The 16,099-nt window shown below is 73.9% G+C and carries 13 protein-coding genes; 5 read left to right on the top strand and 8 right to left on the bottom strand.

Going from position 1 to position 16,099, the window contains the following annotated elements:
* Window positions 1-37: 37 nt before the first annotated feature.
* Window positions 38-1,018 carry a hypothetical protein gene (locus tag AB0N63_RS15495; RefSeq protein WP_365529168.1) on the top strand — a complete coding sequence of 327 codons (981 nt, stop codon included), beginning with the start codon at window positions 38-40 and terminating at the stop codon, window positions 1,016-1,018.
* Here AB0N63_RS15495 and AB0N63_RS15490 read toward each other — a convergent pair.
* From AB0N63_RS15490 to AB0N63_RS15470, 5 genes are all read right to left on the bottom strand, one after another.
* Window positions 987-3,320 carry a hypothetical protein gene (locus AB0N63_RS15490; RefSeq protein WP_365529165.1) on the bottom strand — a complete coding sequence of 778 codons (2,334 nt, stop codon included), beginning with the start codon at window positions 3,318-3,320 and terminating at the stop codon, window positions 987-989. The two genes, AB0N63_RS15495 and AB0N63_RS15490, sit on opposite strands and share 32 nt — an antisense overlap.
* Entirely contained in the window at window positions 3,317-4,450 is a 1,134-nt protein-coding gene (locus AB0N63_RS15485) for a hypothetical protein (protein WP_365529162.1), read from the bottom strand. Before AB0N63_RS15485 ends, AB0N63_RS15490 begins: the two co-directional genes overlap by 4 nt.
* A gap of 327 nt (window positions 4,451-4,777) precedes the next feature.
* Window positions 4,778-6,079 (bottom strand): hypothetical protein, encoded by a 1,302-nt coding sequence (locus AB0N63_RS15480; protein WP_365529159.1) that lies wholly within the window; start codon window positions 6,077-6,079, stop codon window positions 4,778-4,780.
* Between the two features lie 463 nt (window positions 6,080-6,542).
* Window positions 6,543-6,884: a GNAT family N-acetyltransferase gene (locus AB0N63_RS15475; RefSeq protein WP_365529156.1), complete on the bottom strand. Its 342-nt coding sequence runs from the start codon at window positions 6,882-6,884 to the stop codon at window positions 6,543-6,545.
* A 27-nt stretch (window positions 6,885-6,911) separates the two neighbouring features.
* On the bottom strand, window positions 6,912-7,892 hold the full coding sequence (locus AB0N63_RS15470) for a pirin family protein (protein ID WP_365529153.1): 981 nt from the start codon (window positions 7,890-7,892) through the stop codon (window positions 6,912-6,914).
* A gap of 85 nt (window positions 7,893-7,977) precedes the next feature.
* On the opposite strand from AB0N63_RS15470, the gene AB0N63_RS15465 reads away from it, so the two are divergent.
* The 4 genes from AB0N63_RS15465 to AB0N63_RS15450 all read left to right on the top strand — a co-directional run bounded on the left by AB0N63_RS15465 (window position 7,978) and on the right by AB0N63_RS15450 (window position 12,999).
* The gene (locus AB0N63_RS15465) at window positions 7,978-8,460 is read left to right on the top strand and encodes a carboxymuconolactone decarboxylase family protein (RefSeq protein WP_365529151.1); all 483 of its coding nucleotides are present in this window, start codon (window positions 7,978-7,980) and stop codon (window positions 8,458-8,460) included.
* A 223-nt stretch (window positions 8,461-8,683) separates the two neighbouring features.
* On the top strand, window positions 8,684-9,259 hold the full coding sequence (locus AB0N63_RS15460; protein WP_365529148.1) for a DNA starvation/stationary phase protection protein: 576 nt from the start codon (window positions 8,684-8,686) through the stop codon (window positions 9,257-9,259).
* A 106-nt stretch (window positions 9,260-9,365) separates the two neighbouring features.
* The gene (locus tag AB0N63_RS15455; RefSeq protein ID WP_365529145.1) at window positions 9,366-11,654 is read left to right on the top strand and encodes a helix-turn-helix domain-containing protein; all 2,289 of its coding nucleotides are present in this window, start codon (window positions 9,366-9,368) and stop codon (window positions 11,652-11,654) included.
* Between the two features lie 295 nt (window positions 11,655-11,949).
* Window positions 11,950-12,999, top strand: a complete 1,050-nt coding sequence (locus tag AB0N63_RS15450; RefSeq protein ID WP_365529143.1) for a helix-turn-helix domain-containing protein — start codon at window positions 11,950-11,952, stop codon at window positions 12,997-12,999.
* Here the strand turns inward: AB0N63_RS15450 and AB0N63_RS15445 are convergent.
* From AB0N63_RS15445 to lnt, 3 genes are all read right to left on the bottom strand, one after another.
* The gene (locus tag AB0N63_RS15445) at window positions 12,954-13,604 is read right to left on the bottom strand and encodes a TMEM175 family protein (protein ID WP_365529140.1); all 651 of its coding nucleotides are present in this window, start codon (window positions 13,602-13,604) and stop codon (window positions 12,954-12,956) included. The genes AB0N63_RS15450 and AB0N63_RS15445 overlap by 46 nt on opposite strands.
* Window positions 13,605-13,775: 171 nt before the next feature.
* Window positions 13,776-14,255: an NUDIX domain-containing protein gene (locus AB0N63_RS15440; protein WP_365529137.1), complete on the bottom strand. Its 480-nt coding sequence runs from the start codon at window positions 14,253-14,255 to the stop codon at window positions 13,776-13,778.
* A 170-nt stretch (window positions 14,256-14,425) separates the two neighbouring features.
* Window positions 14,426-16,036 (bottom strand): apolipoprotein N-acyltransferase, encoded by a 1,611-nt coding sequence (gene lnt / locus AB0N63_RS15435; protein WP_365529134.1) that lies wholly within the window; start codon window positions 16,034-16,036, stop codon window positions 14,426-14,428.
* Window positions 16,037-16,099: the final 63 nt, after the last annotated feature.

Here is a 16,099-nt window from a genome sequence, read left to right as displayed (position 1 = left end):
ACCGGTGCGGCGCGGACCGGAAGGAGCGTGCAAGCCGATGAAGCGGGACGCCGACGGGGCGGTGAGCGATCCGAAGGCCCTGGTCGCCCCTCACGCCGAACGGGGCTACGACCATCTGATCGAGGCCTGCCGCACCACGGCCGCGGCCTGCCCGGAGATCCGGTCGCTGACCCATCTCACCCTCAACACCGTCGACTTCTGCGTGCGCGCCGCCGCCGCGACGCCCTTCGAGGACGCGCTGCCCTGGGAGGACGACGTGGAGGTGGAGGGGCGGCCCGCGCGGCGGCTGGTGCGCTGGGTGACCGAACTCGACCGCGCCATGCGGCCGTTGAACACCGGGGAGCTGATGCGGGTGCTGGCCGTCACCCGCTCGTCCGGGGCGCAGTGCTCGCGGCTGCGGGAGGGGCAGTACGTCGTCGGCGTCAGCGCGACCGGCGCCGGCAGCGACGCCGTGGACCGGGCCGTCAACGCGATGGTCACCGATCTGCGGACCCGCCACTACCAGCAGGGAGACGAGTTACCGGGCGGCGAGCTGGGCCGGTCCAAGCGCGTCCTGGACGGGCAGGTCCCGCTGGTGATGCACGTCCTGACCCCCGACCAGGACGAGGAGAGCCGGCTGCGCGGCATCTGGCAGCGCCATGTGAACCCCTACGACCTGCAGTACGCCGGCTACTACCGGCGCCGCTCCCCGGTCTGCGTCGGCGACGCCTTCGAGCACGGGGAACTGGTCGACACCTTCCTCGTCGTCCCCGTCCAGACCCGGCGCGCGCTCTACCGGGACCTCGTCTTCCGGCTCGGCTCGGCGCTGGTCGAACTGACGGACATCCTGCGGCCGGTGACCGGCGACCCGGTGGAGCGGCTGGTCCTCGACGTGCAGGAGGGGGCCGTGTACGTGCACTGGCTGGACGCGGCCGCGGGCGACTTCCTGGTGGGCGTCACGGTGCGGCAGCGGGAGGTGGCGGTGGCCGAGGAGCGTCTTGCCGACCTCATCGCCGAGCTGCGCCCGGGTCCGCGCTGACCTCCTCGCGCAGCGCGCGCCACACGGTGTCGGCCAGGCCGGTAAGCATTTCCTCCACGCCGCCGGCCGGGTCGCCCGCGCCCGGGCCGCTCCCGCCGGTGTCCACCCGGGGCAGCACCTCCACCGAGATCTCGAAGCTGCGGCAGACCGTGAACAGGTCCTGTTCGCTGCGGGCGTCGGCGTCGCCGCTCTCCCACCAGTGGGTGACCGCCTCCCGGAACGCCTCCACCAGCCGGCGCGCGTACAGCAGGGCGCCCATGGCCTGGAGCGTCGTCTGCTCCGTGGTGGCCCGGCGCGGCAGCGCCGCGCGCCCGCCCTCGATGCCGGGGGCGGCCGGGCCGAGCCGCGGGCGGGGGCCGACGCCGTCCTCCAGCAGCCGGTCGAGGGCCGCCTGGGCCTGCCGGAAGGGCCCGCGGACCGGCGGCGGCACCCGGGGGTCGGCCGAGTCCGGTCCGGGCGGCGGGGCGGGCAGCCGGGGATGGTTCACCGCGTGGTCCACGGCGTCGATCCGGTCCGCGAGCATGGCCTGCTGGGTCGTGATCGTCTCCAGCTGGTCGCGGACCTCCCCCAGCACGGCGTTGCGGCCGTTGGCCCGCAGCCGTTCGATCAGGCTGCGCACCCCGTTGAGCAGCATGGACTCGAAGCGGGGGTCGTCGAACACCAGCGGCACGGTGCCGCAGTGCTCGGCGACGCGGTTGCGCATCTCCCGGCAGGCGTGGCCGTTGACGACGACCAGCACCTCCACGTTCTCCGGCGACAGGACGGAGCGGACCCGGTCCACGAAGTGCTGGACGGCGTGCACATCGCCCTGGGTCAGCACGGAGGGCACCGGCAGCAGCGCGATCCACGCCTTGCGGGTCACCTGTACCCAGCGCGGTTCGCCGCCCTCCCGGGGCACGGTGAGGCTGCGGACGGAGAGCGGCGGCATGTGGTGCCACCACTGCCGGGGGGCGAGCACGTGCTGCAGCCGGTGGGCGACCTCGGCCATCTCGCGCTTGCCGTGCGCGGCGCGCAGCGCGGCGTGCACATCGGTCAGGCCGATCTCCCGCGGCGGCCGCGGCGCGGACCGCCGCGCCGGGTCGCCGTCCCCCGCGCCCGCCTCGCGCCCCACGGCCTGGTCCCAGGCGCCCTCGCAGATCTGGAGGATCTGCCGGGGCACACCGTCGGACTGGAGGACGATCTCCCTGAGCGCGGGTTCGGCGAACGGCGAGCTGTCCGCGCCGGCCGGCGGTTCCGGGTCCGCGCGGTGGACGTGCTCGGCGATCAGCCGGTCGGTCTCGGCGGCGCCCCAGCTGTCCAGCCACAGCGGCAGCACACGCTCGTGCAGCGACAGCGGCAGCCGGCCCCACAGCTCCGGCCGGGCGCAGAACAGCAGCAGGCCGCCCTGGTTCACATAGCGTTCCACCAGCATCTCGAACGCGTTGATGAACACGGCCCGGTCCTGCTCGGGCCACTCCGTGGTCTTGTCCAGCTCGTCCAGGACCAGCGCGTAGGGCCGGCCGCTCTTGCCGTAGACGAGGCTGAAGACGGCGAGCGCGTCGAAGACCTGCTGGATGCTGCGGATCGGCTCGCGGATGCCGCGTTCCTGGAGGTAGGCGACGGGTTCGCCGCCGGACAGCCAGTTCCACACGTCGTTCTCGAAGGGCCTGTTGAACAGCTGGGCGAGGGCGACGGCGAAGGTCCGGTGCGCGGTGACGCCCCGTAAGTGGCGGCGCAGCCGGTGCTGGATGCGCTCCTCGTCCAGGTTGAAGGCCTGGACGATCTTCTGCGGGTCGAGGCGGCGCGCCCGCAGCCCGTCCAGGAAGGCGGCCCGGTCGGCGCCGAACCGGTCGGTGTCGTCCTCGCTCAGGATCTCGGCGGTGACGTCGGCGTAGAAGTCGGTGATGGCCTGTTTGAAGTCCACGAAGGCGTCGAAGTCGTCGCGGGGGCTGGTCAGGCGCTCCTGGTAGACGGTTCGCATGTCGATGGAGGGCTGGCTGATCACCCACAGGGGCAGCGGCGGTACGTGCTTCCTCAGCAGCTGGGTGGCCTCGCGGGCCAGATGACTCTTGCCGAGGCCGAACTCGCCGACCAGCGCGATGGCGCGCCCGCGGGTCTCCGGCTCCCCCTGGTGCCGGAGGTAGGCCTCGACGTGCTCGGTGAGCCAGGCGCTGGTGCGCCCCGGGATGTGGACGCCGGCGCCGGCCGGTCCGGTCCCGATGGGGATGCTGTCGTCGAAGGCCTCCAGCTGCGCGACGGTGCTCTCGCGGAAGGGGTTCTTGCCGGGCAGGCCCTCGTGGGGGCCGATCGGTGGCGAGGTCATCGCGTCTCCTGTCCATGGCGGGTGGCGCCCGGCTCGCGCAGGAAGGCCTCCGGTTTCGGCCGGTGCGCCTCGAACCAGTCGGCGACATGGCTCTTGCGCAACTGGCCCTCGTCGTTCAGCACCGCCTCCTGGGAGACCTGGCGCAGGCAGTCCTGAAGCCTGGAGATGCTGAGGAGCGCCCAGGTCTCGGGCTGGTAGTCGAGCACGTCGTCATGGATGACGATCTTCGGGGCGGGTATGTCGCGGACCTCCATCCAGTGCCGCAGGTACTTGCCCCAGTCCTGCGGTCTGAGGGCGGAGGTCTGCAGATGGGTGATGCCCTTGCGCTCCTTCTCCGTGAAGAAGGTGTCGATGTCGCGTCCGGCATCCGTACGCTTCGTCTCCACGAAGAACACCACCCCGCGCGTGGACCGGTCGTAGCAGAAGCGCAGGAACCGCCGGGCGATGTCGGCGTCCTGCCAGTCGATGTGCGGCACGATCACCACGAGGGCGCGGCCGCACGCCTCCAGCGTGGCCGTGAGCCGGCGCCAGGCGAGGTACGGGTCCGGCTGCTCGGGCCGGTCCTCGCGGTGCCAGGCGGCGGCGAACTCCTCGTCCGCGCACAGCTTCTCCACGATGAGACGGGCGATGCGGTGGACCGTCATGTCGTACTGCGGCACGAAGGGCTTGGCGCCCGGCGGCGAGCCGAGGCCCCGGCCTTCGTTGCCGTTGCCGTCGATCCGCACGACGTACGCCGTCCGCGCGGGCCGGCGCCGGCTCCACGGGCGCTCCTGCCGGTCGGGCCCGGAGGCGTCCTCCGGCTGCTCCGGGTCGCCGGCCGGCTGTGCGAAGCCGTCGAGCTGCTGGACGAGTTCGTGGACGCAGCGGTGCAGCAGGCTGCTCTTGCCGGTGCCGGGCAGGCCGCTGACCACGACCAGGTGGCCGTGGCCGTCCTCACCCGGTCGTATGCCGCGGGCCATGGCACCCACCTCGGTGCGGAAGGTGAGCAGGGCGTTGGGCAGGTGGTCGATGTCGACCCAGAGGTCCTCGTGCCCGGTGATGTGCCAGGGCGCCAGCGGCTCGTACGTGGGCCAGGGGGCGTGGCCGTCTTCGGGAGGCGTGCCGAAGAGGCTGCAGTTGGCATTGGGCATGCGCGTTCCCCCGTGTGCGTGCTTCGGGCCGTCCCGGGGCGCGGGCCGCCCGATGGTGTCCTCGGTGCGCCGTGCGGGGCGCGCTGCGCCGGCCGGCCGGTGCTCCGGGCCGGGGCGGCGCGTGGCCCGCGTGCGTCTCCTGCTCGTGCGGGCGTGCCCCGCCCGCGGTGCTGGGTGGCTGTGTCACGAGTCTCCCCTGCCGGTCGGACCTCCGTGCGGAATACGAGCGTCGGTGCGTCAGCTGTGGGCGGCGCGCGCCGGATCCGGTCCGCGGTCCGCCCGGGGATGTCCCTCCCCCTGGCGATCCCCGCTCCCGTGACCGGGTACTCATCCCGCCCGGATCCGGCTGCTGCCCTTGGTGCGCCGCCGGGGCCGCAGGGCGCGGTGCGGGAGCTGCGGGACGGCGGGGTCCACGGGGCGGTCGGGGGTGCGGACGGCCACCCATGGCCGGGTGTCGGCGCGGGCCCAACGGAAGCCGTAGTGCAGGAGGTTGACCGTGAGGACGGCCGGTCCGACGACGCCGGCCGTCCCCGGGAACGTCGGCTCCAGGGAGAGCGCCAGCAGGATGGCGGTGATGCCGTTCTGCTGGCCGAGGCCGAGGTGAGCCCGGTCGGCGCGGCTGAGCCGGGGCCGTACCAGCAGGCGTCCGATGAGGAGGGTGACCAGGAACTGCGCGGCGAACGCGGCGGCGCCGAGCACCAGGCCCTGGTAGAGGGAGACGCCTCCGGAGAGCAGGAAGCCGAGGGCGGCCGAGGCCAGCAGGAAGGCGAGGGCGACCGCCCCCTCCAGGACGCCGGCGAACCGGCCGAGGCGTACGGCGAGGCCGGCCAGCGCCACCGCCAGGACGAGGGTGGTGTGCGCGGCCACCGTCAGGAGCACCACCACGACGGCCAGCGCCGCGATGTCCAGGGACAGCGGCCGGCCGGCCGCGGACCGGACCTCGCCCGCGGGTGCGGGCGGCGGGACCGTCCGGTCCGCGTCGTCGTCCGCGCGCCCGGTGCGGGAGCGGAGCAGGTGTGCCAGCCGGATCAGCCGCCACACGGCCAGCGTGAGCGCGAACAGCGCGATGTTGGACAGCAGGCTGCCGAGGACGTCCGCGGAACCGGACACCACCGAGCCGGAGGCCGGGCCGGTACCGCCCAGGCGCAGGGCGAGCGCGGAGAAGTACACGGTGAGCAGGACCGTCATCGGGTCGTCGAAGGACGCCCAGATGGACAGGATGGCCTTGGCGCGCGGGGTGACCCGCGGATCGTCCTGCATGGCGGCGACGGACAGCGGGTCGATCTGCGCCACCGCGATGCCGAGGACCAGGTACTCGGGCCTGCGGAAGGCGAGGACCATCACCGCCGCGATGAGCGCGGCCTTGAGGATGACGCCGAAGGTCACGGCGACCAGCACGACCCGTAAGGACCTTCTGACCTCGGCCAGTTCGATGTCGTGCGTGCTGCCGTACAGGCCGATGCCCAGCAGCAGGGTGGCGGCGAAGCCGTAGCCGGGGGTGCCGAGCAAGGAACGGGCCGGCCAGAGCGCCCCGGCGACGAGCCCGGCGCCGACGGCGGCGCAGACGGCGAGGACGAGGTACGGCACGGCGAGTCGGCGTGTGTGCCCGCGCAGCAGGTTCACTCCCAAGGCCCGCGCTCCGTTCGGCTCCGCGCCAAGTCCGCTCGCGCGGCCGGGAGACGGTCGCCGTGGGGACCGTCGGCGCGGCGGCGCGAGGGGCCCATCATGCCGTACCCGTGGGCCCCGCCCGCCACATACGAGTCAACACGCACCACCGACTCACCCCCCGGAGCGACCTTGCCCGACAAGGCACACCTGAGTCCAGGGTATCGGGGCGGTCACGGTCCGCACAGGGCGCTCGGGCTTCCCGGGGCCCTTTCCGGACGACGGCGGGCGACGGCCCGCGCGCCCCCGGCCGCCGGGGAGCCGACCCGGCGGCCGGAGGCGGCCCGGACGCTCCGGGGGCGGGGTGCGGGGGCGGGCCCTGCCGTGGAGTGGGCGCACCCGTGGGGCGGGTGCGCCCGCGTGTTCCTCCGCCGCCGCCGGTTCAGCCTGCGTACGGGCCCGGCCTCTTCGTCGCTGCGGCTGCCGGTCAGGCCGGTTTCCCGTCCCGCAGCCAGCTGAGGACGTCGGGGGTCACCGGGTCGGCGATGTCGGCGAACTCGCCGTGTCTGGTGAGGTACTTGGCGACGTACGGGCACACCGGCACGATCCGCTTGCCCTGGGCGCGCACGTCGGCGAGGGCCTGTCCGACGAGCTGTGCGGCCAGGCCGCGTCCGGCGTAGGCGTCGCCGATCTCGGTGTGGTAGAAGACGCGCTGCTCGCCGCGGTCGCGGAAGGCGGTCAGGCCGGCGCGCTCGCCCTCGACCAGGATCTCGTAGCGGTGCCGGTCGTCCCTGCGCTCGACGGTGGGCTCGGTGGCGGGCTGGGTCATCGGGTTTCCTTTCGACAGGTGGCGGGTTCAGCGCGGCGGGTTGCGGCGCGGGCGGATGGTGGCGTGCGGCAGGGCGGGGGCGGGCAGCCGGTCCGCGGGACAGCCCTCGACGACGCCGAACCGGTCGGAGGCGTCCTCCCAGTCCCGCCGGGCCCGGACGATGTCGTCATGGCTGCGTCCGACGAAGTTCCACCACATGACGATCTCCTCCTCGAAGGGGGTACCGCCGAGCAGGACCGTCCGGGCGGGGCCGGCGGACTCGTTGCGCAGGGTCAGGGCGCCGTGGCCGGGGCGCACGTAGCCGAGTTCCGCCGGGCGCAGCACGGTTCCGGCCAGCCGAACGTCCTCTTGGTCCACGAGGAGCCCGTGTTCGAAGGCCGGGTCCACGGCGAGGGTGACCGAGGCGTGCGGTGCGAGGGTGATCTCGGCGCCCAGGAGGGGGCTGAAGACCGGTACCGGCGAGACGGACCCGGCCAGCTCGCCCAGGAACACCCTGATCTCGGCGCCGTCGGTCCGTACGGGCTCGGGCACGTGGTGGCGGAAGTCACGGGCGGTGTGCCGGTGTTCCGCCGGCAGCGCGACCCACAGCTGGACGCCGTGCAGGACGGAGGTCCGCGCGGTGGAGAACTCCGAGTGGCTGATGCCCTGTCCGCCGGTCATGAGGTTCAGCTCGCCCGGCCGGACCAGGGCGTGGCTGCCGAGGCTGTCGCGGTGCTCGATCTCCCCGCTGAACAGCCAGCTCACCGTCTGGAGGCCGGTGTGCGGGTGCGGGGGCACGCGCATGCCGCCGGTGCGGGCGACGTCGTCGGGGCCGTAGTGGTCGGCGAAGCACCATGCGCCGATCAGGGTCCGTGACCGCTGCGGCAGCGTGCGCCGTACGGTCATGGCCCGGGGGCCGCCCAGGGGTACGTCGCGCGGGGTGAGGATCTCGACCTCGCCGTCCGTCTGCCCGCCGTCCTGCCGTGTTCCGCCGTGGGTCTCCACGGTCTCCGCTTCCGTCCTGCTCATCGAGCACCACCTTTCAGCATCATGATACTTTCACATTCAACAACTTTTCCTCGCCAACACCGATGACGTCCGGAGGAATTCCGAGTTGACCAGCACCGCGCCGGGGTCCGCGACCCGGCGGATCTTCATCGACAAGCAGAGCCCCGCCGCCTACGACGCGCTGGTGCGCACCTCGGAGGCGGTCCGCAAGGTCACCGCCGACGCGGGACTCGACCGGTCCCTGGTGGAACTGATCGACCTGCGCGTGTCCCAGATCAACGGCTGCGCCTACTGTCTGCACGTCCACACCCGGGCCGCCCTGCGCACCGGCGAGACGACACAGCGCCTCGGGGTGCTGGCCGCCTGGCGGGACACCGAACTGTTCACGCCCGCCGAACGCGCGGCGCTCGCCCTGGCCGAGGCGACCACCGCGGCGGCCGACACCGCCGCGCAGGAGACGGCGTACGCGGCCGCCCGCGAGGTGCTCACCGACGACCAGATCTCCGCGGTGATCTGGGTGGCGGTCACCATCAACGCGTTCAACCGGGTCTCGATCCTGAGCAGGCATCCGGTACGGCCGGAACGGTGACGCGGACGCGCTCTCAGGGGCCGCCGGACGACGCCGGCGCGCGACGGGGCGGCGCCGAGCCCGTCCGCGCACGGCCACGGCACCGGGAGCACACGGTCTCCCGCCGCGCCGCCCCTGGTGCGCTCAGGGGCGCCACCGCATGCGCTGGCGGACAACTCGTCCCCGTTCACAGCGCCTAGCGTCGCCCGGGTACCGCACAGCACGGCAGCCCAGGGAGCACACCATGAGCACGGTCACCCCGCCCACGAGCAGCCAGCCGTGGCTGCACCAGAAGGGCACGGTCGTCCAGGAGTTCGGAACCGTGAGACAGTTCCCGCTGGGCCTCTCGCACGACGCCCGGATGTATTCCTGCCAGCGCCTGAACAAGATCCTGGCGGACACCCAGATCCTCTACGGCCTGTACAAGAAGCACCACTGGCTGCTGCGCGGCGCGACCTTCTACCAGCTGCATCTGCTGCTGGACAAGCACGCCGTGGAGCAGCTCGCCCTCGTGGACACGATCGCTGAGCGGGTCCAGACGCTGGGCGGGGTGGCGCTGGGCGATGCCCGGCACGTCGCCGAGATCACGACGGTCCCGCGCCCGCCGGACGGGGCGGAGGAGGTTCCCGCCATGCTCTCCCGCCTGCTGGAGGCCCACGAGGAGATCCTGACCCAGGCGCACGACGCGGCGGCCCGCACCGGCGAGCTCGGTGACGACGGCACCAACGACCTCCTGGTCTCCCAGGTGATCCGTACCGGGGAGCTCCAGGCCTGGTTCCTGGCCGAGCACCTGGTCGACACCCCTTTGGTGCGGGCCTGATCCGGACCGCCCGAAGGGGGCTGTGACCTGCGCTCTCACCATTTCGTCCTACAATCGTCCCGGCCGTGCCCTCGGGTGGGCGAGGCATGGGGCGGGGAGGACCGGGGTGGCCGGTGGGCAGGCGTTCGGCGCGCTGCTGCGCGAACTGAGGATCGCCAGGTCGCTGACGATCGAGGGTCTCGCGGAGGCGTCGGGGGTCAGCGTCCGGGGCGTGGGCGACCTGGAGCGCGGCCGGCGGGCGGCGCCGCAGCGGCGAACCGTCGCCGCGCTCGCGGACGGTCTGGGGCTCGGCGAGGCGGAGCGGGAACGCCTGCTGGCGTCCGCCCGCAGCGGCCGGAGCCCTGCCTACCGCCCGGCCGGCGTCCGCGCCTTCCCCCGCGGCGTCGACGACTTCGTCGGCCGGTCCCGGGAACTGGAGCGCTTCGGCGGACTCGCGGAGCGGGCCGCCGCCCGCGCCGCGTCCCGCTCTCCCGGCGACGGCGGAGCGGCACACCCGGTCGTGGTGGCCGTCTCCGGGGCCCCCGGCACCGGCAAGACCACCCTCGCGCTGCACGCCGGCCGCCGCCTGGCCGACCGGTTCCCGCACGGTCAGCTGGTGCTGGACCTGCGGGGCACCGACGAGAACCCGCCCGCACCGGCCGAGTTGCTGCTCGTCGTCCTCAAGTCCTTCGGCGTGCCCGACCGCGACCTCACCAAGGCGGGGCCGGAGGGCCATCCGGCGCTGTACCGGCAGCTGCTGGCCGAGCGGCGGAGCCTGCTGGTACTCGACAACGCCCGGGACGAGGCGCAGGTGCGCCCGCTGCTGCCCGGGGCCGGCGCGGGGATGGTCGTGGTGACCAGCCGGCGGATGCTGACGGGCCTGGAGAGCGTGCACCGGATGCCGCTCGGCGAGCTGAGCACCGAGGAGGCCACCACGTTCCTCGCCTCGCTCGTCGGGGCCGAGCGCGCCACCGCCGATCCCGCGGCCCTCGCGGACGTCGCCCGGCGCTGCGGGCATCTGCCGCTGGCGCTGCGGGTGGCCGGCAACTGGCTGGCGACGCGTACGGGCTGGACGGTGCGCCGGCTGGCCGACCGGCTCGCCCTGGAGGAACGGCGGCTGGACGTGTTGTCCGCCGGGGACGTCCGCGTGGTGGCCGCCTTCGACCTGTCCTACCGCCAGCTCACCTCCGCCGCCGCCCGCATGTTCCGGCGGCTGTCCCTGGTGCCGGGCCCGGACGTGAGCGCCGCATGCGCCGCCCGGCTGACCGGCCAGGACCTGTTCGACGCCGAGGACACCCTGGAGGAACTGGTCGAGGCCGGGCTGCTCGGCACGGACCGGGACCGCTACCGTCTGCACGATCTGCTGTGCCTGTACGCCCGTGGCCTGCTGACCGCCGAGGAAGGCGCCGAGGGGGCCGAGCGGGCGCGGGCGCGGATGTACCGCTGGCTGCTGGAGACGGCCGTCGTGGCGGGCCGCTGGTACGAACCGGACCACGGGGCTCCGCCGGCCGCCTGGCAGGGCACGGTCGATCTGTCCAGCGCCGACCGGGCGCGCCAATGGCTCCAGGCCGAAGGGGGCAACTGGCTGGCCGCGCTGCGCGCCGCCGCGGCGGCCGGTGAGCACGCCACCGTGGTCGAAGTGGCCGAGTCCCTGCACTGGTTCTCCGACCAGTGGATCTTCTGGGGGCACTGGCACGAGATCTTCGGCACCGCCGCCCGCTCCGCCCGGGCGCTGGGCGATCCGCTGCCGGAAGCGACCCAGCTGAACTACGACGCCTGGGCCCTGCTGCTGTGCGAGGGCCGCCCCCGGGACAGCCTCGCGCGGTCCGCGCAGGCCCTGGCCGCGGCGAAACGCGCGGGCGACCTGGAACAGCAGGCCTGGGCCCACCACTACACCGCCTGGGCCCACCGGCTCCTCGACGAACCCGCGCCGGGCGTCCGCCACAACGAGCGGGCCGCCCGGCTGTTCGAGGCCGCCGGTGATCTCCACGGCCTCCTGCAGTGCATGCACACCCGCGCACTGCTCCTGGCGGGTCAGGACCGCAACGAGGAGGCCATCGCGGCCTACCGGTCCACGCTGACGTGGCTCGACGGCACGGGCGCCGCCATCGAGCCCCACGTCGCCGGCCTGACCCGGCTGGGCGTGCACGGCGGCATCGGCACCTGCCACAGCCGGCTGCGCCAGTGGGACGAGGCCGTGTTCCATCTGCGGACCGCCCTCGAACTGTGCCGCGCCGGCGGCAACACCGCCCTGGAGAGCCGCCATCTCGTCCATCTGGCCGACGCCCTGCTGGCCGCCGGGCACACCGACGAGGCACGGGAGGCCCTGGCCCGCTGCGTCCGTCTCGGACCGGACGCCGACCCGCAGTGCGTCGCCGAGGCCCGCGGTCGGCTCGACCGCCTCGGCAGCCGCTGAGCGTTCCGGCAGCGCCCGGGCGTCCGGCCGCGTTCCCTCACCGTAGGCCATGGCGTCGGAGGCGCCCTGTTCCCGGAGCGCACCGCGCTGTTCCGTGAGCGCACGACGGGCGGTCCCGCCGCGGACCGGCGCTTTCTGCCTGTTTCCTGCCTGGAGGGCGGTCCCGTGCGCTGCTTGGCTGATCGCGGCGGGGAAACAGGACTGCGAGATCGCCGTCCGTGCCTGTCCGCGATGCGTTGCGAACGCGCCGCGGCCCGGGGTCTTCGCCGGTACCGCACGTGGAGAGGAGAGCCAGGTGAGCCTGGTGCTGACGACGGATTCCGTCCCCGACGAGGAGAAACTCGACTACTGGCGCGCGGCCGTGAGCAGGGGGCTGGTGCCGATGGCCGTCACACCGCGGGGTGAGGACCCGATCGCCGGCCGGATCACCACCGGCCACCTGGGATACCTCAGGGTCTGCGCCGTCGAGGCGGACGCCCAGCGCACGAGCCGTACCGCGGCGCACATCGCGCGCTCCCCCGAGGCGTTCCTGGCCGTGGGCGTCCAGCTGCGGGGCACGGCCACCCTGGTCCAGGACGGCCGGCGCACCGCCGTCGCCGAACGGGACATCGTCGTCTACGACACGGCCCGCCCCTACTCGCTGGACTACCCGGAACGGTTCTCCACCCGCGTCGTCCACCTGCCGCGCCGGGTGCTCGGCCTGCCGGACGAGCAGATCCGCCGGATCACCGGAACCGTCGTCGACACGGCGCAGGGCATCGGCTCGGTGCTGCTGCCGTTCCTGGCCACGCTGGTCACCTCGGCGCACACCTGTTCACCGGCCGTCGCCGGGAGGCTGGCCGCCACCGTCCTCGACTTCTTCGCCACGCTCGTCGCCGAGCACACCGGGTCCGGCGAGGAGGGACCGGACGGTGCGCGCCGGGAGCTGGTGCTGCGCGTGCGCGATCACATCGACCGCAACCTCGGGGACCACGACCTGTCCCCGCAGACGGTCGCGGCGGCGCACCACATCTCCGTGCGCTATCTGCACCGGCTCTTCCAGGACGAGGGCATCACGGTGAGCCGGCTCGTCCAGCGGCGCCGGCTGGAGGAGAGCGCGCGCGAACTGGCGCGCGGCGGCGCGAGCGCCCCGACGGTGTCCGCGGTGGCCCGGCGGTGGGGATTCGTCAGCCCGGCGCACTTCAGCCGGGTGTTCCGCGGCTGCTACGGCTGCTCCCCGCTGGAGTGGCGCAGACTGCGCACCGCGCGGGACGGCGGCACGTCCCCGCAGAAGGCGCCGCCCCAGCCGTGCCGGCCGGCTCAGTCGTCCCGGCCCTCGGGCAGGCCCTCGCTGGTGGCGAAGTAGAAGACGGGCAGGACGACGAAGACGCCGATCGCCAGCAGCGGCGCGACGAACACCCCGAGCAGCCCGGCGACGGCGTAGGCGAGCGCCCCCGCCCAGGAGCGCAGCCGTCCGTGCCGCACGTACGTCCGCTCGGCGTCCGGGTGCAGCAGTTCGGGCCGGCGGGCGAGCTGCCGGTAGAAGACCACCCAGCTCAGGCACATCGCCGCGGCGAGACCGGCGTACAGGGCGACGGCGACCCGGGCGTCGGCGTCCATGAGGTCGGCCTGCAACGCGTCCGCGACCACCGCGGTGGGGAAGGAGAGCGCGGCGGTGGTGAGCAGCATGAGGAGGTTGGCGGCGTGCAGGCCGCGGTCCATGATCCGGATGCGGACGAAGGCCTGGTGGTGGTTGAGCCAGATCACCGACACATAGCCGAAGGAGGCCAGATAGCCGAGGTAGGCGGGCCACTGGACGAGCAGGGCGCGGCCGAGTCCGCCCGGCCGGTGCGGCGGGTCGGTGAGGTTGAGGACCAGCAGCGTGACGGCAATGGCGAACACGCCGTCGCTGAAGGCCTCGGCCCGGGTGGTCTCGGACCGGGAGAACGTGCGGGGCCGGGTGCGGGACAAGCTGGCTCCTGGGAGTGTGCGGCTCGGGCCACGAGTATCCGTGCCCGTCCGCCCCTGCACCGCCGTCAGCGGGGCGGTGTGCGCCGCGAGGCAACGAAACGGGCGCGCACGGAGCACATGTCCCGCCGGGAGCCGCCCGGCCCCGTCGTCAGGTCTCCAACCCGTCAGGTCTCAGCCGGGCAGCGCGGGGTCGAACCAGGCCGGCCCGTCGGTCATGGCCTGCTTGATCCGGGTCAGGGCGAACTCGTCCAGGGCGGGCAGCGCGTCCACCGCGAACCAGCCCACCTCCAGCGACTCGTCGTCGTTGACCCGGGCCTGCCCGCCCACGGCGCGGCAGCGGAAGGTGATGTCCATGAACTGGCAGATGTCGCCGTTGCCGTAGGTGATCGGCTTCAGCGCCTGGACGAGGACCACCCGCTCGGCGACACAGTGCACCGCCGTCTCCTCGTACACCTCCCGCACGGCGCAGGCGGCCGGTTGCTCGCCGGGGTCGGGGATGCCGCCGACCACCGACCACTTGCCGGTGTCGGAGCGGCGGCCGAGCAGCACTCTGCCCTCGTCGTCGAAGACGACGGCGGTGATGCCGGGCAGCCACAGCAGCTGGCTGCCGGCGGAGGCCCGGAGGATGCGGATGAAGTCGGGAGTGGCCATGCGACCGACCCTAACGGTCCATCGGCCGGCCCCGGCCGGCCCGGCGGCCCCCACCGGCGTACGCACCGTGTCCACGACCTCGTGGGGCCGACGCGTCCGCCCGCGTGCGCGCCCCGTGTGCGGCCCGGTACGACTTGCCGCGCGTACGCCCGCCGGCACCCCGCGTGCGGTCAGACCCCCTCGGCGCGGCGGGCGCGCACCCCGGCCCCGATCGCCCAGCCGAGCCCGCCCGCGGCCAGCAGCACCAGGACCGCCTCGGGCAGGACGCCCAGCTCGGTGGCGGGCGTCTCGGAGGACCGCAGCGGCACCTTCTGGACCAGGTAGGCGGGCACGAACATGCCCGTCTTCTGCGTGACCCGCCCGTCCGGCATGATGACCGCGCTGATGCCGCTGGTCACCGGGACGGTCACGGCCCTGCTGTGCTCGACCGCGCGGATCCGGCTCATGGCGAGCTGCTGGTAGGTCATCTCGCTGCGGTCGAAGGTGGCGTTGTTGCTCGGCACGGAGATCATCTGCGCGCCGTGGGTGACGGTGTCGCGCACGGCCCAGTCGAAGGCGGCCTCGTAGCAGGTGGCCAGGCCGACCTTGGCGCCGCCGACGGTGAACACGCCCGGCTCGCGGCCCCGGCTGAAGTCCTGGCGGACCATCGCGGTCCAGTTCTCGTTGATCGCCCCGATCAGCGAGCGCAGCGGCAGGTACTCGCCGAAGGGCTGGATCTGCCGTTTGTCGTACGTCTGGAGGGGGCCCTTGACCGGGTCCCACAGGATCTGCTCGTTGAACAGCTGACCGTCCCGCTCCACGACGCTGCCGATCGAGATCGGCGCCCGGATCGACTTGGCCGCCTGGTCCACGACGAGGCGGGCGTCCGGGTACTCGAGGGGGTCGATGTCGGAGGAGTTCTCCGGCCAGAGCACGAAGTCGGGCCGGGCCGTCCTGCCCGCCCTCACGTCGGCGGCCAGCCGTGCCGTCTCGCGTGCGTGGTAGTCGAGGACCGCCCGGCGCTGGGCGTTGAACTCGAGGCCCGCGCGCGGCACGTTGCCCTGGACGAGGGCGACGGTGGCAGTGCCGTTCTCGGCCTTGTCGCTGACCAGGGAGCGGGCCGCGACCGCGCCCACCACGGGCACGGCCACGCTGAGCAGCGCCGCGGCGGCGGCCGACCGCCGCAGAGTGCGGGTGCGCCGCCCGTGGACGGCCAGCCGCACCCCCTCGCCGAGGCCGAAGCCGCACAGGACGACCGCGAAACCGAGTACGGGTGTGCCGCCCACCGCGGCCAGCGGCAGGAACATCCCGTCCGCCTGCCCGAAGGCGACCTTGCCCCAGGGGAAGCCGTGGAAGGGCACGCGCGCGCGTACCGCCTCGCCGGCGATCCAGACGGCCGCCGCCCACACCGGCGCCCCGGGGAGCTGGGAGACCGCCGCGATGCCCACGCCCACCAGGGCGACGAAGACCGCCTCGATGAGGACCAGCGCCAGCCAGGGCCCGGGGCCGACCTCCACGCCCGTCCACACCAGCAGCGGGAGCAGGAAGCCGAGGCCGAAGAGGTAGCCGAGACCGAGCGCGGCCTTCCGGCTGCGGCCGCGCAGCACCCAGCCGAGGGCGGCGAAGGCGGGCAGGGCCAGCCAGGACAGGGTGCGGGGCGGGAAGCTGACGTAGAGGAGGAGGCCGGCCAGCGTCGCGGCCGCGGCCGGGGCGAGCCGGACGAGCCTGGTCCTCCAGGGCGCCGGAGCGGGCTGCGGACGCAGTCCGTCCGACTCGTCGACGGAAGTTGCGGTGACGGTCACCCCAGGGAGTGTACGGCGGTGACCTGGGGCCCGGCCGTACGGTCGCCGGGCGCCCCCGCCACG

The sequence above is a fragment of the Streptomyces sp. NPDC093260 genome, from assembly GCF_040683715.1.
Classification (GTDB): domain Bacteria; phylum Actinomycetota; class Actinomycetes; order Streptomycetales; family Streptomycetaceae; genus Streptomyces; species Streptomyces sennicomposti.
The sequence above is the reverse complement of the archived record's forward strand: the minus strand, read 5'-3'. Positions and strand labels throughout refer to the sequence as shown.